The organism is Pseudomonas sp. DNDY-54 (genome assembly GCF_019880365.1).
In the GTDB taxonomy this organism is placed as follows: domain Bacteria; phylum Pseudomonadota; class Gammaproteobacteria; order Pseudomonadales; family Pseudomonadaceae; genus Stutzerimonas; species Stutzerimonas stutzeri_P.
Map to the genome: position 1 here is coordinate 717099 of NZ_CP082271.1, position 19725 is coordinate 736823.

At 60.1% G+C, this 19725-nt stretch carries 18 protein-coding genes and 1 pseudogene; 9 read left to right on the forward strand and 10 right to left on the reverse strand.

Annotated features, from left to right (window positions below):
* Positions 1–4 precede the first annotated feature (4 nt).
* Both K4O48_RS20565 and K4O48_RS03480 read right to left on the reverse strand, forming a co-directional pair.
* Positions 5–73 carry a BPSL0761 family protein gene (locus K4O48_RS20565; protein ID WP_312846502.1) on the reverse strand — a complete coding sequence of 23 codons (69 nt, stop codon included), beginning with the start codon at positions 71–73 and terminating at the stop codon, positions 5–7.
* Positions 74–149: 76 nt separating this feature from the next.
* Positions 150–569, reverse strand: a complete 420-nt coding sequence (locus K4O48_RS03480; protein ID WP_222910707.1) for a hypothetical protein — start codon at positions 567–569, stop codon at positions 150–152.
* A gap of 86 nt (positions 570–655) precedes the next feature.
* On the opposite strand from K4O48_RS03480, the gene K4O48_RS03485 reads away from it, so the two are divergent.
* The 7 genes and pseudogenes from K4O48_RS03485 to K4O48_RS03515 all read left to right on the forward strand — a co-directional run bounded on the left by K4O48_RS03485 (position 656) and on the right by K4O48_RS03515 (position 9427).
* Positions 656–955, forward strand: coding sequence for a helix-turn-helix domain-containing protein (locus K4O48_RS03485; RefSeq protein WP_222910708.1), 300 nt, complete (start codon positions 656–658; stop codon positions 953–955).
* 802 nt (positions 956–1757) lie between these two features.
* Positions 1758–4574 (forward strand): annotated as a pseudogene (locus tag K4O48_RS03490) (EAL domain-containing protein); the annotation flags it as partial.
* A 127-nt stretch (positions 4575–4701) separates the two neighbouring features.
* Positions 4702–5955, forward strand: a complete 1254-nt coding sequence (glyA, locus tag K4O48_RS03495) for a serine hydroxymethyltransferase (RefSeq protein WP_222910709.1) — start codon at positions 4702–4704, stop codon at positions 5953–5955.
* A gap of 163 nt (positions 5956–6118) precedes the next feature.
* Positions 6119–7471 carry a cache domain-containing protein gene (locus K4O48_RS03500; protein ID WP_222910710.1) on the forward strand — a complete coding sequence of 451 codons (1353 nt, stop codon included), beginning with the start codon at positions 6119–6121 and terminating at the stop codon, positions 7469–7471.
* A gap of 299 nt (positions 7472–7770) precedes the next feature.
* Positions 7771–8409, forward strand: a complete 639-nt coding sequence (locus tag K4O48_RS03505; protein ID WP_222910711.1) for a response regulator — start codon at positions 7771–7773, stop codon at positions 8407–8409.
* Positions 8410–8526: 117 nt separating this feature from the next.
* Positions 8527–8988: a methyltransferase family protein gene (locus tag K4O48_RS03510; protein ID WP_222910712.1), complete on the forward strand. Its 462-nt coding sequence runs from the start codon at positions 8527–8529 to the stop codon at positions 8986–8988.
* A 58-nt stretch (positions 8989–9046) separates the two neighbouring features.
* Positions 9047–9427, forward strand: coding sequence for a PilZ domain-containing protein (locus K4O48_RS03515; protein WP_222910713.1), 381 nt, complete (start codon positions 9047–9049; stop codon positions 9425–9427).
* A gap of 123 nt (positions 9428–9550) precedes the next feature.
* On the opposite strand, the gene radA is transcribed toward K4O48_RS03515, so the two are convergent.
* Complete coding sequence (gene radA, locus K4O48_RS03520) at positions 9551–10912, reverse strand: DNA repair protein RadA (protein ID WP_222910714.1); 1362 nt, start codon at positions 10910–10912, stop codon at positions 9551–9553.
* Between the two features lie 116 nt (positions 10913–11028).
* Between radA and K4O48_RS03525 the strand changes: the two genes are divergently transcribed.
* On the forward strand, positions 11029–11463 hold the full coding sequence (locus tag K4O48_RS03525) for a CopD family protein (protein ID WP_222910715.1): 435 nt from the start codon (positions 11029–11031) through the stop codon (positions 11461–11463).
* Positions 11464–11641: 178 nt separating this feature from the next.
* Here K4O48_RS03525 and K4O48_RS03530 read toward each other — a convergent pair whose 3' ends face one another.
* Complete coding sequence (locus K4O48_RS03530) at positions 11642–11911, reverse strand: YdcH family protein (protein ID WP_222910716.1); 270 nt, start codon at positions 11909–11911, stop codon at positions 11642–11644.
* Between the two features lie 209 nt (positions 11912–12120).
* Here K4O48_RS03530 and mscL point away from each other — a divergent pair, with 209 nt between their 5' ends.
* A complete protein-coding gene (gene mscL / locus K4O48_RS03535) occupies positions 12121–12531 on the forward strand; it encodes a large-conductance mechanosensitive channel protein MscL (RefSeq protein WP_312846494.1) in 411 nt (136 codons plus the stop codon).
* Positions 12532–12571: 40 nt separating this feature from the next.
* Here mscL and K4O48_RS03540 read toward each other — a convergent pair whose 3' ends face one another.
* The 6 genes from K4O48_RS03540 to K4O48_RS03565 form a co-directional block, all read right to left on the reverse strand.
* Complete coding sequence (locus tag K4O48_RS03540) at positions 12572–14605, reverse strand: nitric oxide reductase activation protein NorD (protein ID WP_222910717.1); 2034 nt, start codon at positions 14603–14605, stop codon at positions 12572–12574.
* A gap of 77 nt (positions 14606–14682) precedes the next feature.
* Positions 14683–15504 carry a CbbQ/NirQ/NorQ/GpvN family protein gene (locus K4O48_RS03545; protein ID WP_222911972.1) on the reverse strand — a complete coding sequence of 274 codons (822 nt, stop codon included), beginning with the start codon at positions 15502–15504 and terminating at the stop codon, positions 14683–14685.
* A gap of 1 nt (position 15505) precedes the next feature.
* Complete coding sequence (locus tag K4O48_RS03550; protein ID WP_222910718.1) at positions 15506–16876, reverse strand: cbb3-type cytochrome c oxidase subunit I; 1371 nt, start codon at positions 16874–16876, stop codon at positions 15506–15508.
* A gap of 45 nt (positions 16877–16921) precedes the next feature.
* Positions 16922–17791 carry a c-type cytochrome gene (locus K4O48_RS03555; protein WP_222910719.1) on the reverse strand — a complete coding sequence of 290 codons (870 nt, stop codon included), beginning with the start codon at positions 17789–17791 and terminating at the stop codon, positions 16922–16924.
* A gap of 157 nt (positions 17792–17948) precedes the next feature.
* A complete protein-coding gene (locus K4O48_RS03560; RefSeq protein WP_222910720.1) occupies positions 17949–18314 on the reverse strand; it encodes a hypothetical protein in 366 nt (121 codons plus the stop codon).
* A gap of 117 nt (positions 18315–18431) precedes the next feature.
* Entirely contained in the window at positions 18432–19463 is a 1032-nt protein-coding gene (locus K4O48_RS03565; protein WP_222910721.1) for a cytochrome-c peroxidase, read from the reverse strand.
* Between the last annotated feature and the right edge of the window lie 262 nt (positions 19464–19725).

Here is a 19725-nt window from a genome sequence, read left to right on the forward strand (position 1 = left end):
TGTTCTAGGACAGCTCGACTAAAAAATCTCTGGTCTGCAGCACGGCGCGGGTGCGTTCGTGGGGCATCGTCATTGCCGCCCTCCATATTAAGATGTACGTGATGGAGCGCACACAAGCCACCCGATACTACGGGCTGTCTGCGATCGGCCTAAGACGCCGAAAAAATTGTTCTCACCGTGATGTCCAATGGCTGGGCAGTGAACGTGGGGTCAAAGTAAACCCCGCCATTATCAAATGTGTATTGATAGGCCATTTCACCGTGCTTGGCGGTAACCTCACAGACCTTCGCTAAGCGCTGCATCGCCCACTGCGCTGAGTTATTCATGTAACCAGGGCTTACGAGATGCGAGTTCCGGACAATGAATTCATCGCCTAGCTCAGACAGGAACTGTTCGAAATCTGGCACAGATGGCAGGAAGAACGTTCGGCTACCCCAGTCTCCCTTAGCAATTTCAACGAAAATCCAGGGACTTTGGGACGGATACTCGACAGCGCGCCAGTACTGGGAGTTCTCTCGCCCGAAAAGATTGCCAAACGGCACTTCAGCTGACTGGTGTGTAATAAACATGTTCGCCCCCCTCAAAATGAACACTATAGATTGTAGCCCTATAGGATTCAAAAAGGCCTCATCTTTCATTTTGCCAGGCACGCAAAATGGAACTGAAGGAAGCATTTGGAAAAGCCCTGAGGCGACTGAGAATTTCTTGCAAGCTATCGCAAGAAAGCTTCTCGACGGTTAGTAGCAGAACCTACTTGAGCACGTTGGAGCGAGGCTTGAAAAGTCCGACCCTCGAAAAGGTTGAGGACCTCGCAGTGGTTATGGACATCCATCCGCTAACACTCATAACCAGTGCGTATCTCGAAAAAAATGAGCTTACTGCCCGCGAGATTTTATTCAGGGTGAGGAAGGAGCTAAGACAGCACCGACCAGATAAGGAAAGGACAGGTGGATGAGATTGCCCACAAAATAGCATTCGTTGCGCACCAGAATTTGAGACTGATGCCGGGATGAATTGGAGTGATCTGTCGGTCAACCCTACACAACTACCTGTTCATCAACGACATCTGCGTCGGCCTGGAGGTGTAGCGGGTAACCGAGATGAAATGGGGCTCTTAAATAAGAAGAACTATTTTACTGCCTCACGATAGAAAATCTGCGGGCGATACTAGGCAAAAAGCGATCACAGGAACACTCCAAAAAAGTTAGGTTTTGGAGGTTGAGTGTGACCCAAAATCAACAAAAGCTAACTAAAAGCTCTGCCCTTACGCAGGATTGAGAGGAAAAACATGCTGGAGCAGCTGGGAAGCCAGTGAACATTAGGGTTCGACTGCATATCGTAAAACGTGACTAAAAGTTAATAGGGTAGATACGCATATTGAGCCATGGAGACGAATGCCCGTGACAAAGAAAAGGAGAGGGACGCGAAACCCGTCGTGGTAGACGGGTCAAATCAATTGGGCAAAGCTACCGGAATGAAACAGGCAGGGCAAACCAGGGGAATGGCTTCGCCGTAATGGCATTTTGCCAAACAGCGAGGCATTCTTGCTTTACATGCGTCGGCTACACGCTGCCGCTCAGCATTAAAAGGTCCGATCCGTTTTGGCCGATATTGATCCTCACCCATTGCGCACGCCTCGTCCCGAGGGGCTCGCCAGGCTTGGACATTACCTCGCCGGAGCGGTGGGCCGGTTTCTGCTGCCTCGACGCTTCGAACCGCACTGGCAGGCGTGGCGTTATTCGGTTACGGCGCTGGACGCCGTCGAAGAGCGGATCCTCATTACGGACTTTTCCGGTCGGCTCCAGTACATCAACAGTTCAGCGGCCGCAATGTTCGGTTTGGGCCACCGCGATCTGTCTCGTTATTCCTTGCAGGGATTGTTGCCAGCGCTGACGCCGGAAGCGTTCGACGTCCGCAATGCCGAGGCCGAGATTACTCTTGATCCAGTGAGTCTGCTGCAACATGGCGAGCGGCACCTCTATGCGGTAACCCGTCGAGCGTTGCGTCTGAGAAACGAAATGCGCCCCTCGGGCTTTGTCTGGGTCATGCGTGACATCACGCGCGAGCATCTGGCGCAGACTGCACTCGAGGAGCGCGAACGCTTCTGGTCTGAAGTGCTGAGAGCGGTGCCCGATACCCTGTACGTTCAGGACATCCAAAGCGGCAACCTGGTGTTCAGCAATAGCAATCTCGCCTTCCGGCTGGGTTACAGCGAAGAGGAGCGCGGTGAGGACGGTAACGCGTTCTGGGCGCGCATCAGCCACCCCGACGATCAGGAATATATCTGGCGTCTGTTGTCGCTGCGCAAGTCGATGCGTGAAGGGGTGGGCCAAGAGTCGCTACTGCGCTGGCGCCACCGGGATGGCAGCTGGCGCTGGTTCAGCATTCGCGAGCAGGTGCTGTCACGTGATGACCGCGGCCAGGTCTGGCGTCTGATCGGCGTGGCCCGTGACGTGACCGCGAACATCGAACACAGCCACTCGCTGCGTGACAGCGAGCGCCGCTACCGGATGCTGGCCGGCAGTCTGCAAGATGTCATCTTCACCACGGACAGCTCGGTTCATATCGACTATGTCAGCCCGTCTGTACAGACGGTGTTCGGCTACAGTCCGGAATGGACGATGCGTCACGGGCTCGATCGGGTCGTGACGAAACCGCGGCAGGCCGCGCGCTTCTACGATCTGATGCGCAGGGTACGCAAAGCCTCGTTCAATCTGGCAGCGCTCACGGAGCTCGGACAAAGTCTGCAAGGCGAGACGCTGTACTTCGACTGCGTCGCTGCGGACGGTCGGCCAGTGGCAATCGAGTTGCGCATCACGCTGATCTGGAACGAGAACAACCGTTTCGGAGGGGCCTTGTGCATCGGTCGCGATATCAGCAATCAGCGCCAGGCGGAGAAAGAACTGCGTCGTGCCGCGACGGTATTCGAGCATTCCACGGCCGCCATTGTGGTCACCGATCCGGAAGGCAACATCGTCCAGGTCAACGAGGCGTTTGAACGTATCACTGGGTACGCGAGCGACGAGATCGTGGGCAAGCTGCCGATCACGCTCAGTGCAGATCGCCAGCAGGCCAACCAGATGACCTTCGTCCGAGACCAGATCCTCGAAGTTGGGAAGTGGGAGGGCGAACTCTGGCTCAAGCGCAAAAGTGGCGACACCTTCCCGTGCTGGATCGGCATCACCGCGGTGCGCGACGCTGACGACGACTTGGTCAGCTACGTCTGCTTCTTCAGCGACATGAGTGAGCGCAAGGCGAGCGAAAAGCGCATTCATCGCCTGGCCTATTACGACAGCCTGACCCAGCTGCCGAACCGTACGTTGTTCCAGGACCGTCTTCACAGCAGCCTGCAGCTGGCCGCACGACGGGGCAGCTGGGTGGCGCTGATGTTTCTCGATCTGGATCGCTTCAAACCGATCAACGACTCGCTCGGACACGCCGCCGGTGACCACATGCTCAAGGACGTCGCCATGCGCCTGGCCTCTTGCGTCGACGAGGACGATACGGTGGCGCGCATGGGCGGTGACGAGTTCACCTTTCTCTTGCATCCAAGCGCCGACCGCGACGAGGCGCTCACTCGAGCGATTCATGTGGCGGACCGAATTTTGGCCAGCCTGACGGAGCCTTTCGTCCTGTCCGAGCGGGAATTCTTCGTCACCGCCAGTATTGGCATTGCGCTCAGCCCGCAGGACGGCGACGACATCAGCCAGCTGATGAAAAACGCCGACACGGCGATGTATCACGCCAAGGAGCGGGGCAAGAATAATTTCCAGTTCTATCAGGCTGAGATGAACGCGCGTGCGCTGGAGCGTCTCGAGCTGGAGAGCGACCTGCGGCATGCGCTGGAGCAGCAACAATTCGTGCTGCACTACCAGCCACAGTTTCTTTCCGACGGCAAAACGCTGACGGGCGTCGAGGCTTTGCTGCGCTGGCAGCATCCGGATCGGGGGCTGGTTCCTCCGGGCGATTTCATCCCGGCATTGGAAGAGCTGGGGCTGGTGGTCGAAGTCGGTGACTGGGTGCTGGGCGAGGCCTGTCGGCAAATGGCCCGCTGGCAGGCGCAAGGGCTGGCCGTGCAGAAGGTGTCGGTGAATCTCTCCGCGCGGCAATTTGCATCGGGGCGGCTCGGCCAGCGCATCGCGGCCATCCTGCAGGCCAGCGGAATCGCACCCGGCTGTCTTGAGTTGGAGCTGACCGAGAGCATCCTGATGCAGGATGTCGGCGAGGCGATGCGCATTCTTGAGTCACTGAAGCGGCTGGGGCCTTCAATCGCCATCGACGATTTCGGCACCGGCTATTCCTCACTCAACTACCTCAAGCAGTTTCCGATCGATGTGTTGAAGATCGACCGCAGCTTTGTCGATGGCTTGCCTGCTGGCGAACAGGACGCTCAAATTGCCCGGGCAATCATCGCCATGGCGCATAGCCTGAAGTTGTCGGTGATTGCCGAGGGCGTGGAAACCCAGGCTCAGCTGGATTTCCTGCGCGAGCATGGCTGCGATGAGGTGCAGGGCTTCTATTTGGCCAGACCAATGCCGGCCGAGCGGTTGCTGGAGATGCTTGGCTCGGCTTGAACAGCCCGCTTGCGGCGGTCCGATTCATGTTGCAGATGACCATGCTTCATACCCGCGTTCCGGCGGATGAGGTAGAATCCGCGCCTCTCTTTATTACCGCCAGCTGATTCTCAGGGGACTGCCAACCATGTTCAGCCGTGATTTGACCCTCGCCCGTTTCGACGCCGATCTTTTCGCTGCCATGGAGCAGGAAGCCAAGCGTCAGGAAGACCACATCGAGCTGATCGCCTCGGAGAACTACACCAGCCCGGCGGTGATGGAAGCCCAGGGGTCGGTCCTGACCAACAAGTACGCCGAAGGCTATCCGGGCAAGCGCTACTACGGCGGTTGTGAGTATGTCGACGTGGTCGAGCAGTTGGCCATCGACCGCGCCAAGGAACTGTTTGGCGCCGACTACGCCAACGTCCAGCCGCATGCTGGCTCTCAAGCCAACAGCGCCGTCTACCTCGCCCTGTTGCAGGCCGGTGACACCATCCTCGGCATGAGCCTGGCCCACGGCGGCCACCTGACCCACGGCGCCAGCGTCTCGTCCTCGGGCAAGCTGTACAACGCCGTGCAGTACGGCATCAATGACCAGGGCCTGATCGACTACGACGAAGTCGAGCGTCTGGCCGTCGAGCACAAGCCGAAGATGATTGTCGCCGGCTTCTCTGCCTATTCGCAGATTCTGGACTTCGCCCGTTTTCGCGAAATCGCCGACAAGGTCGGTGCCTATCTGTTCGTCGACATGGCCCACGTGGCCGGTCTGGTTGCCGCTGGCGTCTACCCGAACCCGGTTCCGTTCGCTGACGTCGTCACTACCACCACCCACAAGACCCTGCGCGGCCCACGCGGCGGCCTGATCCTGGCGCGTGCCAACGCCGAGATCGAGAAGAAGCTGAACTCTGCCGTCTTCCCCGGTGCTCAGGGTGGCCCGCTGGAGCACGTTATCGCGGCCAAGGCCGTGTGCTTCAAGGAAGCACTGCAGCCTGAGTTCAAGGCCTACCAGCAGCAGGTCGTGAAGAATGCCCAGGCCATGGCTGAAGTGTTCATCCAGCGGGGCTTCGACGTGGTTTCCGGCGGTACGCAGAACCACCTGTTCCTGCTCAGCCTGATCAAGCAGGACATCACCGGTAAAGATGCGGATGCGGCCCTGGGCAACGCGCACATCACCGTGAACAAGAACAGCGTACCAAACGACCCGCGCTCCCCATTCGTCACCTCTGGTCTGCGCATCGGTACGCCCGCCGTCACTACCCGTGGTTTCGGCGAAACCGAGTGCCGTGATCTGGCTGGCTGGATCTGCGACATCCTCGACAAGATGGGTGACGAGTCGGTGATCGAAGCGGTCCGCGCCAAGGTCGAAGCGGTCTGCGCCAAGTTCCCCGTCTACGGTAAGTAATACCGCCTTGCAGCAGCGAAAGCCCGGCCAATGCCGGGCTTTTTTGTTTTCGCTCCGTAGACAGCAGGGCCGCTGAGCTGCGCGTAAAAAAGGGGCTGGGCGTACCCGGGGGGCTGGGTTAATTTTCAGCACCGCTCTGCCCGTTCTTCGCTGGAGACGTTCAATGCAGCTCAAACACAAGATTGCCGCGCTCAGCATCCTGCCGTTGCTGCTGGCCGTTGCGGTCGTCTGCGTACTGGTCATCGTGCAGAACCAGCGCCTGGGCGAGCAGCAGGCCAAGCTGATCGAGGCCAGCATTCTGGCGAGCAAACAGGCTGAGCTGAAGAACTACGTGGAGATGGCGACCAGCATCATCGCGCCGCTCTATGACAGCGGGCTGGATGACGACGAGACAAAGCAGAAAGTCCTCGCGGCATTGAGCAGGTTCAGTTTTGGCAGTGATGGCTACTTCTTCGTCTACGACCGGAGTGGACGCAATCTGATGCACCCACGCCAGCCCGAGCTGGTAGGGGAGGACCTGTGGAACATGACCGATCCGAACGGCCTGCCGGTGATTCAGGCGCTGATGCACAGTGCACAGAGCGGCAAGGGCTTTCAGCGCTACGCCTGGCAGAAGCCTTCGACCGGGCAGTTCGCGGCAAAGCTTGCCTATGTGGTGATGCTCGAACGCTGGGGCTGGATGCTTGGGACCGGGCTTTACTTGGAGGATGTTGACCAGGCAATTCTGAACGTACGCGAGGAGGTCTCCGGTGGTATTCACACCACCATGCTCGCGATTGCCGGTGTCGCGCTCGTCGCAGTGCTGTTGGTGTTCGTCAGCGGCCTCACGCTCAATGTCAGCGAACGTCGCTTGGCTGATCGAAAATTGCAGGTGTTGACCCAGCGTATCGTTAGCCTGCAGGAGGAAGAGCGCTCGCGTGTCTCTCGCGAGCTGCATGACGGCATCAGCCAGCTGCTGGTATCCATCAAGTTTCAGTTCGAGCTGGCCAGCCATCAGCTCGCTAGCGGAAATCCCAAGGCGCTGGAAACCCTGGATCTCGGGACCGAGCGGCTTGCCGGCGCAATTGGCGAGGTGCGAAGGATCTCCCATGATCTGCATCCATCGCTGCTCGACACGCTCGGCTTGCCGGCGGCAATTGGCCAGCTTGTGGCCGAGTTCGAACAGCGAAGCGGCCTCAAGATGCTATACAGCAATGACCTTGGCGACGGTGACCCGGATGATTCAGTGGCCGTCGCGCTGTTCAGGGTTCTGCAAGAAGCGCTGACGAACATCGAACGCCACGCGGTGGCACGGTCTGTCCTTATCAGCTTGGATGGTGACGACCGATCGGTGCGTCTGCGAGTTCGCGATGACGGCGTCGGCTTTAATCCACGACAGCTCGACAGCATCAAAGGCGGCGGCATCGGCTTGCGCAACATTCGTGAGCGGGTGGAGCACTTCGGCGGGCGTTTCAGTCTGCTTTCGACAGCCGGCGGAACCGAGCTGGACGTGACCTTGCCGGCACGGGCCGGATGACTAGGGTCTGTTGCCGTTTCGCTGCGAGCCGCGTTGCTGCGGCAAATGACGCCAGGCAAGGCGCGGGACGCAGGTAATGGTCGTTCCCTTGCCAAGTCCCGCAACGCCGCATGGCGTCATTTGCCGCGCAACCCGGAGGGACGGGCCGGTTTTCGCGCGATACTGCGTTTCTCGTCGCTTATTTGGAGTGACCAAACTGCGCGACTCGTGCCTTGTCTCGCGCGAAAACCGGCTCCGTCGCGGCCGCGGCGAAACGGCAACAGACCCTATGGATTTCCCAATAATAAGAGGCTCGCTCAATGAACCCGCAGACTAGCATCAAGGTGGTACTGATCGACGACCATGCCTTGGTTCGGGACGGCATCCGCGCGCTGCTGATGGCCGTACCCGAACTGGATGTGGTCGGCGAGGCGGGTGGAGGCGCTGAGGCGCTGGAGCTGCTCGGGCAGGTGCAGGCGGATGTCGTGCTGATGGACATCGGCCTGAAAGATATCAATGGGCTCGAACTGACCCAGTCACTGCGCAACCAGTATCCGGACATCCGCGTGCTGATCTTGAGCATGTACGACAACCAGGAATACGTGAACACCTCGGTGAAGGTCGGGGCACGGGGCTACGTACTCAAGGATGCACCCTCCAAGGAAATCATTATCGCCATCGAGGCGATTGCCGCTGGCGGCACCTACTACAGCGAAGGGATTGCCGAGAAGCTGGCCAGCGGTGGCGCTGAAGAGCGCGAACTGACCCCACGCGAGCGGGAGGTCTTGTTGATGCTCGCGCAAGGCCACAACAACAAGACCATGGCGCGCGAGCTGCAGATCAGCGTGCGAACAGTGGAAACCCATCGGCTGAGTATCCGCCGCAAGCTCGACATCGATCGCCCGGCAGATCTGATGAAACATGCCATGGTGCATGGCTGGCTACCCGGCCAGCATTAGCGGAGCACATATCCCTACGCGATGAAACCGTTCAGCCTTTGATTTGGGTTGAGCAGGCGCATCGGTGTTCGCTTCTGTAGGATGGCCCAATCGAATTCCCTGTGGATGCCACGCCCCATGTCTGCCGGACCTTCACGCGTGATCTTGCCACCGCCGCTGATCTACCTGGCTTTTGTCGCGAGCGCATGGGCGCTCGCACAGTGGGTGCCGCTCGATCTACCGGAGCATGAATTCATGCGTTATACCGGCTGGGTTTCGATCGCGGCGGGTATCGTGCTGATGTTTTGGGCAGCGCTGGTGATGTATCGCCATCGCACCACCATCAACCCCTACGGAAAGCCCAGCAGTCTTCTGCAAACCGGTCCATTTGGTTTCTCCCGCAATCCCATCTACCTTGCCGATACGCTGATTTATTGCGGCATCGGGCTATTGCTCGGCAGCCTCTGGCCCTGGTTGCTGCTGCCCTTGCTCATCGCCTGCATGCAGCGCACCGTGATCATCCATGAAGAGCATCTGCTGACACGCTTGTTCGGCGATGACTACCGCACTTACCGACGACGCGTGCGGCGCTGGTTGTGAGCGTCCACGGTGGCGCAGCGCGCGACCTATAGTTAACGAACCTTCGGGAGTGGAACTGATGAACGATACAAGCAGCGACCGCCGACGCTTCCAGCGCTTTGCGTTCGACGCGGAAACAGAGCTGGTGCAGGACCAACGCCGCTGGCCAGTCACGCTGCACGACCTCTCGCTGAAGGGTTTGCTGGTCGACCGTCCCGAGCATTGGGACGCCGATCCTACCCAGCCGTTCGAGGCGAAGATTCGGCTGGCCGACGACGCGGAGGTGCGCATGGAAGTCGAAATGTCCCACAGCGAAGGCGAGCTGATCGGCCTGGTTTGCCGGCACATCGACGTCGATTCCATTAGTCATCTGCGGCGGCTGGTGGAGCTCAACCTCGGCGACGAATCGTTGCTCGAGCGCGAGTTGGCGGCGCTGGGACAGGGCGGGGACGCAGGCTGATAACCCTAGCGGCGAAGCATGGCGCCGAGTGGTGAAGGAGTAGCTGCTCCGATAGCTGAAGCTCGCCGGCATCGCACCCTGCCGAGGTAATAGGGCAGGGCGCTCTCGCGTCAAACAGTCCGCTTATTCGAACAATGCATCCAGCGCTTGCTCAAGTCGCGTTACCGCGATGATCTGCAGCCCGGCGGGCGCCTCTTTCGGGGCGTTACCCTTGGGCACGATGGCGCGTTTGAAGCCATGTTTGGCTGCTTCTTTCAACCGTTCCTGACCACTCGGAACCGGACGTATCTCACCGGACAGACCGACTTCGCCAAACACCAGCAAATCGGTATCCAGCGGGCGATTGCGTAAGCTGGAAATCACGGCCGCCATCAATGCCAGATCGGACGCGGTTTCCAACACTTTCACGCCGCCCACCACGTTGATAAACACATCCTGGTCATAGGTCGGAATGCCGCCGTGGCGATGCAGGACGGCCAGCAGCATGGCCAGACGATTCTGATCCAGGCCGAGGGTAACGCGCCGGGGATTGGCCATGTGGCTGGTATCGACCAGCGCTTGCACTTCCACCAGCATCGGCCGGGTGCCTTCCCACGTGGCCATGACCACGCTACCAGGCACCGCTTCCTGCGCGCGGGTAAGGAAGATCGCAGAAGGGTTGGTAACTTCCTTCAGCCCCTTATCCGTCATGCCGAACACGCCCAGCTCGTTGACCGCACCGAAGCGGTTCTTCACGGCGCGTAGCAGCCGCAAGCGACCGTCCGACTCGCCTTCGAAGTACAGCACTGTGTCGACCATATGTTCCAGCACGCGCGGACCGGCGAGTGCGCCCTCCTTGGTGACGTGACCGACGAGGAAGATCGCTGTGCCACTCTGCTTGGCATAGCGCACCAGCAGCGCCGCGCTTTCCCGTACCTGGGCGACGCCACCCGGTGCCGACTGCAGCTGCTCGGTGAAAATGGTCTGGATCGAATCGATGACCATCACCTTCGGCTTTTCCAGCCGCGCAGTAGCAATGATTGATTCGATGCAGGTTTCGGTCATGACCTTGAGTTGGTCCTGCGGCAGGTCCAGGCGACGAGCACGCATGGCCACCTGCTGCTGGGATTCTTCACCGGTGACATAGAGCGCGGGAAACTGTCGGGCAATGTTGCACAACGTCTGGAGCAGGATGGTTGACTTGCCGATTCCGGGATCACCACCGATCAGCACCACAGAGCCGTCGACCAGGCCACCACCGAGTACGCGATCCAGCTCGCCGGAAGCGGTCGAAAAACGTGGCACTTCTTCAACGCTGACCTCGGCGAGGGTCTTGATGTTGGCTTTCTCGCCGGCCCAGCCCGCGCGGCCGCTCGGCGGAGCTGCGCCGTCGATGATGGTTTCCACCAGGGTATTCCAGGCACCACAATCGCCGCATTGGCCAGCCCACTTGGGGAAGGTCGAGCCACATTCGGTGCAGCCATACATGCGCTTGGCCTTGGCCATGGGACACTCCGGGTCGGATAAGAGGAAGCGCATCATAACGACTGGCTTGATCGACATCAGCCACAAGCACCATGCAAGTCGCCAGACTGTAAACAAATCGAACAGGAGTGAGTCCCATGCGCCATTTGTTGTTCCTGCACCTGCTGGGTGCCAGCGTCTGGGTCGGCGGCCATTTAGTCCTGCTGTTCAGTGTGCTGCCAGGCGCGCTGAAACGGCGCGATGTACAGCCGGTGCGGGCGTTCGAGCAACTCTACGAACGAGTCGGCATTCCGGCCTTGCTGATCCAGATCGTCACAGGCGTCTGGTTGGCAAGTAAATGGTTGCCGCATTCGCAGTGGTTCAGCGACTCGCCTATCGCCCATCTGGTACAGGCCAAACTAGTATTACTGGCGCTCACGGCAGTGCTGGGCGTGCATGCGCGGTTGGCGATTATTCCGAAGCTGGATGCGCAGCGCCTGCCGCAACTGGGCGTGCATATCGTGCTCATCACGCTAACTGCCGTGGCGTTTGCCTGGGTGGGTTCGGGTTTCAGATTTGGCGGGTTGTTCTAAATGAATGATCGTTGAGGTGCGGCTGGCGCGGAGGGGGCGTTAACGACTGAGGGGAGAGCAGCTTAGATAAGGCGCGGAATCGAGACGGTTTGCCGCCTTCATTTCATTTCATCATTCGTCCCGCGACCCATTGCCGATATGGCGTCTAGGTGCGGGACGTGTTGAGCGTTGAGGCCGATCAGCCGCCGCAGCCACCGCAGCAGCTACCGCTCGCGTGCTTGAGTTCGCGGCTGATGTCGTTCTTCAGCGTTACCTGTTCTTGTTTGAGTGCGCTGAGAGCCTCGTCATCCAGCGTTACCGCACCCGCTTCGGCGCTCCGGATCTTCTGATCCAGCGCTTCATAGGCGTCGGTCTTGCTCGCGAACGAGGGATTCTGCTGACGCAGCTTCAACAGCTGTGCTTGCTTCTCGGGAAAGTCTTTGGCGAGCGCTTGATGTTCAACCTGCATGGTGTTGCTCCGGGCTGTTTCTGAAGGTTTGTACCTTAGCGGTGCGCCTCGCCATTTCTTATTGATCGCGATCAAGATCAGGCTATGCTAGCCTCCCGCCCGTCCTCGGGCTGTCTAGCGCGGCGGTTGACTCCGCCTTTGCCTATAATCATCGAGCCATACGGCCGGCGCTCCAGCCGCACCTTTCAAATTGAACGGGATATCTTCAGATGGGCATGATCAACGAATTCAAAGCGTTTGCTGTCAGGGGCAATGTGATCGACATGGCGGTCGGCATCATTGTTGGCGCCGCGTTCACCAAGATCGTCTCGTCATTTGTCGCTGATGTGGTAACGCCGCCATTGGGGCTGTTGATTGGCGGCGTTGATTTTTCGGATCTCTCCGTCGTGCTCAAGCAGGCGGTCGGCGATACGCCGGCAGTGACCTTGAGCTACGGCAGCTTCCTGCAAACGGTGTTTGACTTCATCATAGTGGCCTTCGCCATCTTCCTCGCCGTAAAGGGCATCAACAGCCTGAAGCGCAAAGAGGCAGAGGCGCCGTCGGCGCCACCGGCACCCAGCAAGGAAGAAGTGCTGCTCACCGAGATTCGTGACGCATTGCGGGCGCAAAACCGGCCCTGATCCTGGCGGTATCCACCCGGCGTCTACGGCTCCGCCTTGATCAGGCCGCAATCAATCGTTTGAGCCATTCCAGCAGTACGCTTGGCAGTAGCTCCGGCCGGGGCAACAAGGCGTATTGCTGGGCGCCGAAGACCGTCGGCAAGTAGTTGGCGGCCTGACGGTCAATGGTCAGGCAGAACGTCGAGATTCCCTGCAGATTGGCCTCAGTCACGGCCTGCCGCATGTCCTCCACGCCGTAGCGCCCCTCGTACTCATCTTTGTCGTTCGGCTTGCCGTCGGAGAGCAGCAGCAGCAGTCGATGCGTGGCGGCCTGCTGCAGTAGCTCGCTGCTCGCATGACGAATGGCTGCGCCGGCGCGGGTGTAATGTTCCGGCTCGAGCGCGCTGATGTGCAGGGCCACGTCCTGGCTGAAGGGTTCGTCGAAGCGTTTCAGCTGCCGCACAATCACGGCGTCCGGGCCTTCGCCCGAAAACGCCTGCACCGCATATGGTTCACCGAGACTTTCCAGTGCGATGCAGACGACGAGCAGCGCTTCACGCTCCACATCGATGATCCGGCGCCCGGCTGATACCCAGCCGTCTGTCGAGCCGCTGACGTCGATCAGCAGGGTAATCGCCAGATCCCGTTCCGCCGTGCGCCGGTTCTGATACAACGCATCGGACAGCGAGCCGCCGGCTCTGAAATCGGCGTAGCTGTCGATATAGGCCTGCAAGTCGATCTCATCACCATCCTGCAGTCGGCGACGCGTCACGCGGCGGGCCCTCAGCATCTCGAAGCGCCGGCGGATCTGGTTCAACATCGAACGGTGTTCATCCAGCGTGGCTTCCACCCATTGCGGTGAGCCCGGCAGATTAGGCAGCACCCGAACGGTGGCGCCGGGTTGGCGATAATGCCCGGCACGGTAATCCCACTCCGGATAGGGCAGGCCCTGGCCGTCGGCGATGGCACGCTTGAGCTGCAGGGCGGTGTTGCTGTCTGGCGGATCGTCCGAGATGAGCACTTCTTTCGGACGTCCGGGTGTCGACACCAGGCGCGCCTCGGGCAGTTCGGAGAGCATGTCTCCGTACTCATCTGCGCTGGTGTCTTCATCATGGTCAACGGGTCGACTGAGGCCCAGCGGGTCCTCCGCATGCTGGTGCGGCTCATCGGCTTGCACCATAAACACGCCATCGTCGTGTTTGTCCTCGTCCTCGGTGGCATTGCGGATATCCGGGCGCCTGGGCAAGTGAGCGCTGCGCGGCGGTGCTGTGTCGGTGGAGGTTTCGTCGGCGGGCAGCGCCTTCGCTGGGCCTTCTGCTGCGCTGCCGGGTTGACGCAGGTTGCCGGTCCACTCGTCCCGGAGCAGCGGTGCATGGCCCAGTGAGCGGTCCTGCGCCGACAGCCCGAGCGTGGTCAACACGGGGTCGATCAGCCGTTGTGAATGCGCAGGCGATTCGCTGAGCGGGAAATCTTTCGGCGTTTGGCCGCATGGGCTCGCGAGCAACTGACGCAGCAGTTCTTCGAGGGGTTGGCGCGCCGAAGAAAACGCGGCGAGGGCCGGGCGTTGGCGCAAGGCTTGTTGCCGTAACTGCTCAATGGCCGAACGCATGCCTGGCAGCATTTCAACCAGCGCTTCGTCGACCGCCCAGGCTTCAAGCAACAGATAAACATCGGCCTGTAGCGGTGAAAGAGTTCCGTCGATGAGACCGGTACTGCCGCGCTGAGCGCGTATCGCCTGTTGCAGTGCCATGATTCGATAGTGTTCGTGACCGCGCTCGATGTCTTCGATACCGGAATCGGCGGGCAGCCACAGGCACTGGCCGTCTGTGGCCGGAACGGCCTGGCATTGCCAAGGATGCTGAACACGGCGAAAAAAACGAGCCAGCAGGGTAGGCCGCGCGGGTGGCTGCGCAATTCTGATCGGGTAGCTGGTCCCGGTGACCGCGGTAATCAGCAGGTCGAGGCGAGGCGCCGCGTCAGCAAGCACTACGGTTGGTGGGCCTTTCGGCAGCGGACGATAACGGCGCCATAGCCTCTGCGCGAAGATCGTGGCATGGCGCGCGGCATCACTGACCAGCTCCTCGGCTTCAGCCATGGCGGCGGCAAGCGTAGAGGCGACGTTTCTCGGCGTGTTTAGCTGCCGCGCAAACGTAGCGCGGGACGGTGCAGTGCCTAGACAAAGGTGCCGTTAACCAGATCGCGCAAGGTGCTGACCATCGAGGGCTCGTCGGACAGCGGTGAAACTACAGCGGCATAGCAAGCCTCCCGTACCGGAATGCCGCAAAGGGTCAGCGTGCCGGCGGCGATCAGCAGTCGGGTGCTGGGGACTTCCGCCAAGCCGCGATCACGCAACTGGCGAATACGCAGGGCAAGACTGACAAGACCCTTGGCGAGAGCCGGCTCGACCCCGCTTTCGTGCTGTACGATCAGCGCCTCGTGCTCGGGCGTCGGGAAGTCCAGATCCATCGCAACGAAGCGCTGGCGGGTGCTGGGCTTGAGGTCTTTGAGCATGCGCTGGTAGCCGGGGTTATACGACACGACCAGCTGGAAGCCGGGTGCTGCCTGAACGTTCTCACCGGTCTTGTCGATTGGCAGCGTTCGCCGGTAGTCGGTCAATGCATGCAGTACCACCACGGTGTCCTGCCGCGCCTCGACGACCTCATCGAGATAGCAGATCGCACCTTCGCGAACGGCTCGGGTTAACGGTCCATCCTGCCAGACAGTACCGTCATGGCGGATCAGGTAACGGCCGATCAGGTCACTGGCGGCGAGGTCGTCGTGGCAGGGAATGGTGATCAGCGGCCGACCCAGGCGCCAGGCCATGTGCTCAACGAAGCGCGTTTTACCGCAGCCGGTCGGGCCCTTGAGCATGACCGCCAAACCCCGCTTGTGGCATTGCTCGAACAGCGTGACCTCGTTGCCCGCTGGCCGGTACCAGGGCTCGTCCCGCGGTTGGCGAATGGCGAAGTCATGAACAGACTGATCCACACCCATCTCAGACGGCCCGGTCTGCATGCATGCCGGTTTCTGTCAGCTCCTGCTCATCCACCTCGAAACGCGGTCGGTAGCTGAAGAAGTCATAGATAAACAGGCCAACACCAAGGGCGAAGATGCTGGCCGTGGAGATCAGCATCACGAAGTGGATCTGGATCTTCAACTGAGCGTCCAGATAGCCCATGCCCATGATCCGCTCCAGATAGACCTGGCCAATCCCTGCGGTGGCGAAGGAGAGCGTCATACCGAACATGCCGGCCAGCTGTAGCCAGAAGGCCCAGTAGCCGATCGTGGTGCCTTGCTCCGGCCGCTTGTTGGTGAGCGAGGGCAGTGCGTAGGTGATCATCGCCAGCACGATCATGGCGTAGGCGCCATAGAAGGCGGCATGACCATGCATGGCGGTGATCAGCGTGCCGTGGGTCCATTTGTTGATGCTCGGCCAGGTGTGCGCCAGCCCCAGCAAGCCTGCGCCGAACAGCGTGAAGATGGTGCTGCCGAGGGTCCAGTGCAGCGCAAGGGAGTTGGGGTGTGCCATGCCGGAACGACGCATCGCACTGTAGGCGTACATGGCCATACCGACGATGGCCAGCGGCTCAAGCGCACTGAAGAAACCGCCAATCGGCAGCCAGTAATGCGGCACGCCGACCCAGTAGTAGTGGTGCGCGGTGCCGATAATGCCAGCGATGAATACCAGGCCGACGATCACGTACAGCCACTTCTCCAGTACTTCACGGTCCGCCCCGGAGAGGCGAATCAGCAGATACGCGAGAAAGGCGCCCATGATCATCATCCACACACCTTCCACCCACAGGTGAATGGTCCACCAGCGGTAGAAGATGGAAACCGTGTAGTTCTCGTAGTGCAGCAGGGCGGGGAAGAACAGCACGGCTGAGCTGACCAATCCGAGCAGCAGCACACCCTCGGTGGTCGTGAATCGGCCGGATTTCTTGATCGTCATGCCGATGTTGTAGAGGAAGATCAGCATGCAGATGACGATGACGATCTTATGCGGCAGCGGCTGCTCCAACAGCTTGTTGCCTGTGCCGTAACCGAACAGGTAGCCGATGATCGCGGTAACCCCCATGGCGGTCCACAACCCCAGTTGGATGTAGGCGAGTTTGGTGCTGTGTAGTTCGGTGCGTGACTCATCGGGCACCATCCAGTAGGTCGCGCCCATGAAGCCGGTCAGCACCCAGACGATCAGAAGGTTCGTGTGGATGACCTTGGTGACATCGAATGGGAGGATATTCAGCAGCGGATCCGGACCCAGGTATTTGGTGGCGGACAGCAGGCCGAACACCAATTGCAATCCGAACAGCACCATTGCGACGGCGAAGTACCAGTAGGCGACAGATTGTGATTTATAGCGCATGGCTGAACCCCTGCATGTTCGTCCGGCGGGCTGTGCGCACCGCACTCATTTGAATGACGCCAGGTACTGAACCAGCTGATCGATCTGCTCGTCGGTCAGCGATTCGCCGTAACTGGTGGGCATGAAGGACACCCCCTCCGCCGAGTACATCTCCCCAGGATGCAAATAGGCGCTTGGCGAGACGATGGATTCGCGGATGAACGCCTCGACGCTGTCGGCTTCGCCCTGGTAATCCGGCGAGTCGAGAGTCTGTTGTGCCCGTGTGGCCAGGCCGGCCAGCGTCGGTCCGGCGAGATTCACGCCAGGCGCGACAGAGTGGCAGGCGTTGCATGCCGGTGCAGCGGTTCGGAACAGCGCTTCGCCCAGTGCGATGGGGTCCTCATCGCCGGCAACAGGCCGAGCGCCAGGCGGCATCTGTTCTTCAGTCTTGCCAGGGCCGGACGCATCCTGCTGGGCGATGGTCAGGCTGGTGCCGGGGATCGAGGAGCCGGTTACGAGGATTGGGCGCGGTGGCCACCCCTGGTTGTCGACATTGGCGACCCAGTCGAGAAACGCGATGAGGTCGTCGATCTCCGTGTCTTCGAGATTGGGATTAGGCATCAATCGGCGATGCTGTTCCTCGTTATAAAACCGTTCTGGCTCCCTCAGGAAAGCCTTGAGATAGGGCGCGCCGCGTAGTTGGGTAATCTTGGTCAGATCGGGCGCGTAGTACGCCCCTTCACCGAACAGCGTGTGGCAATTGATGCAGTTGTTGGCGTGCCATACGTCGTTACCTCGGGTGACCGCCGGGGTGATGCTGTCGGCATTGGTCAGCTCTGGAAACTGCCGGTGGCTGTCAATCGTCATTCCGAGGAATGCCAATGCGGCAACCAGAGTCGAGCCGATGGCGAACAGGCGGGTTTGTCGTTTGTTCATTGTAGGCTCCCGCTAAACGCCGATTCCGGCCCAGTGGACGATACCCATGACGCCGGCATAAATGGCTGCCGCGGCCATTAGCGCCAGCACCACAAAACTGAGGACTCTGAAGAACTTAACCAAAGCTGTGCTCCTTTCGTTCGCTGCGGGGCTGCGGTTAGTCAGGGCTGGTTTGGCTGGCTTCCGCCGTTTTCTCGCCAGTCCGGCGCTGGATATTCACCAGCACCACGGCGTCGGTCAGCGCGCGCAGCGCGTGCTCAACGTTTCCGGCCAGGTAGAGATGGTCGTTTACCTGCATGGGGTGCCAACCATCGTGCGCCTGCACTTCGATACTGCCCTGCAGACATTGCAGGGTGATGGCACCCGCGACCGCGTGGGGTGGAACCTGCTTGCCAGCGGGCAGGCACAGGCGCATCACCTCAAGCTCTGGCGTGCTGACAATTGCTTGGGACTGCAGGGTAGTTGTTTGAGGGTGGGCGAGGAGGTTGACCACTTCACCCGATTGAGCATGGTGCAAGGCCATTGAGTCATCACCAAACGAAACGTGTACCCGGAGTCTAGTTCAGGGATCGTGATACGTCGAATGGGATTCGGGGTTGAAACCTGCAAGCCAGAGCGACCTGCAGGTATTGATGCCGCGTTACTCGGGTTTAGGCGTGTTCGCAGTGCTGGCCGGCAGCGTTGGATAAGCCACTTGTGGCTGGTCGCCGGTAAGGCTGTGCAGGAAGGCTGTGATCGCCTTGACCTCGTCACCTTTGAGCTGGCGGCCCAGCTGACTATCGCCCATGATGGCCACCGCCTGCTCTAGGTCCCAGACCTCGCCACTGTGGAAGTAAGGGGGTGTCAGAGCCACGTTGCGCAGCGGTGCGGCACGGAACACGTACTCGTCGTCGGCCGTTTGGGTCACTGCGAAACGGCCCTTGTCGCCCTCCGGCAGGATCTCCGCGCCTGGCTTTTTGATCACGCCAAACGGGAAGTAACCTTGGCCACCGACGTTGACACCGTTGTGACAGGCAATGCACCCGGCGTCCATGAACAGCGCCAGGCCTTCTTTCTGTTGGGCATCGAGCGCCTTGTCGTCACCCTTCAGAAAGCGGTCGAACGGCGAGTTCGGCGTGGTCAGGCTGACTTCGAAGGCTTCCAGGGCATACGCCATGTTGTCGAAACTGACCGGCTCCTTGTCTCCAGGAAAGGCCTTCTTGAACTCGGACACGTACGCCGGAATGCTCTTGAGGGTCGCTTCGACCCGTTCGGGCGTACTGTTCATCTCGACACTGGCCTGGACAGGCCCCTTGGCTTGCTCCTGTAGATCCTTGGCGCGGCCATCCCAGAACTGAGCGGCATTGAACACGGCGTTGAGGACGGTCGGCGAATTGCGTGGGCCTTTTTGCCAGCCGTGGCCGATGGAGGTGGGCACGTTGTCGCTGCCGCCGATGCTCAGGTTGTGGCAGCTGTTACAGCTGATCACATGGCTGCTGGACAGACGCGGATCGAACCACAGCTTGTGGCCCAGAATGACCTGATCCTTGTTGACCGCCTGACCACGGACTTCGGTGACCTGATCGGGCACCGGCTGAAATATGGCATTGGCACGATCGCGCAGCTCATCGGCATGGGCAATGTGCGTGATCAGCATTAGCCCACTGACCAGGGCGGGAAAATAACGAGGCATCACGGAATCCCTTTTCTCATGTTGGCGATTTCATGAGGCGCTATCTCCGTTCTGGTCGAGTTGATATGCGTCAAGGCACCGGCCGTTCGTGGTGGGCCTGGTTGTCGCACGCTGTGGATGAGCCGGGCGAGGGCGGCCGTATCGTCTGACTCCGCGCGCTACAGCCCGTCGAGTGTGCCCGGTCCCGATAGGCGTTCTGCTCACCGCCACACGATGAAGGTAGGCGCTGATCGGCAATCCGCCGTACGAGGCCTTGCCGAGC

What these genes read in the sequence shown, in the direction of transcription:
- K4O48_RS03480 (WP_222910707.1), bottom strand. Translation starts at nt 569, where the DNA reads ATGTTTATTACACACCAGTCAGCTGAAGTGCCGTTTGGCAATCTTTTC.
- K4O48_RS03485 (WP_222910708.1), top strand. Translation starts at nt 656, where the DNA reads ATGGAACTGAAGGAAGCATTTGGAAAAGCCCTGAGGCGACTGAGAATT.
- glyA (WP_222910709.1), top strand. Translation starts at nt 4,702, where the DNA reads ATGTTCAGCCGTGATTTGACCCTCGCCCGTTTCGACGCCGATCTTTTC.
- K4O48_RS03500 (WP_222910710.1), top strand. Translation starts at nt 6,119, where the DNA reads ATGCAGCTCAAACACAAGATTGCCGCGCTCAGCATCCTGCCGTTGCTG.
- K4O48_RS03505 (WP_222910711.1), top strand. Translation starts at nt 7,771, where the DNA reads ATGAACCCGCAGACTAGCATCAAGGTGGTACTGATCGACGACCATGCC.
- K4O48_RS03510 (WP_222910712.1), top strand. Translation starts at nt 8,527, where the DNA reads ATGTCTGCCGGACCTTCACGCGTGATCTTGCCACCGCCGCTGATCTAC.
- K4O48_RS03515 (WP_222910713.1), top strand. Translation starts at nt 9,047, where the DNA reads ATGAACGATACAAGCAGCGACCGCCGACGCTTCCAGCGCTTTGCGTTC.
- radA (WP_222910714.1), bottom strand. Translation starts at nt 10,912, where the DNA reads ATGGCCAAGGCCAAGCGCATGTATGGCTGCACCGAATGTGGCTCGACC.
- K4O48_RS03525 (WP_222910715.1), top strand. Translation starts at nt 11,029, where the DNA reads ATGCGCCATTTGTTGTTCCTGCACCTGCTGGGTGCCAGCGTCTGGGTC.
- K4O48_RS03530 (WP_222910716.1), bottom strand. Translation starts at nt 11,911, where the DNA reads ATGCAGGTTGAACATCAAGCGCTCGCCAAAGACTTTCCCGAGAAGCAA.
- mscL (WP_312846494.1), top strand. Translation starts at nt 12,121, where the DNA reads ATGGGCATGATCAACGAATTCAAAGCGTTTGCTGTCAGGGGCAATGTG.
- K4O48_RS03540 (WP_222910717.1), bottom strand. Translation starts at nt 14,605, where the DNA reads ATGGCTGAAGCCGAGGAGCTGGTCAGTGATGCCGCGCGCCATGCCACG.
- K4O48_RS03545 (WP_222911972.1), bottom strand. Translation starts at nt 15,504, where the DNA reads ATGGGTGTGGATCAGTCTGTTCATGACTTCGCCATTCGCCAACCGCGG.
- K4O48_RS03550 (WP_222910718.1), bottom strand. Translation starts at nt 16,876, where the DNA reads ATGCGCTATAAATCACAATCTGTCGCCTACTGGTACTTCGCCGTCGCA.
- K4O48_RS03555 (WP_222910719.1), bottom strand. Translation starts at nt 17,791, where the DNA reads ATGAACAAACGACAAACCCGCCTGTTCGCCATCGGCTCGACTCTGGTT.
- K4O48_RS03560 (WP_222910720.1), bottom strand. Translation starts at nt 18,314, where the DNA reads ATGGCCTTGCACCATGCTCAATCGGGTGAAGTGGTCAACCTCCTCGCC.
- K4O48_RS03565 (WP_222910721.1), bottom strand. Translation starts at nt 19,463, where the DNA reads ATGCCTCGTTATTTTCCCGCCCTGGTCAGTGGGCTAATGCTGATCACG.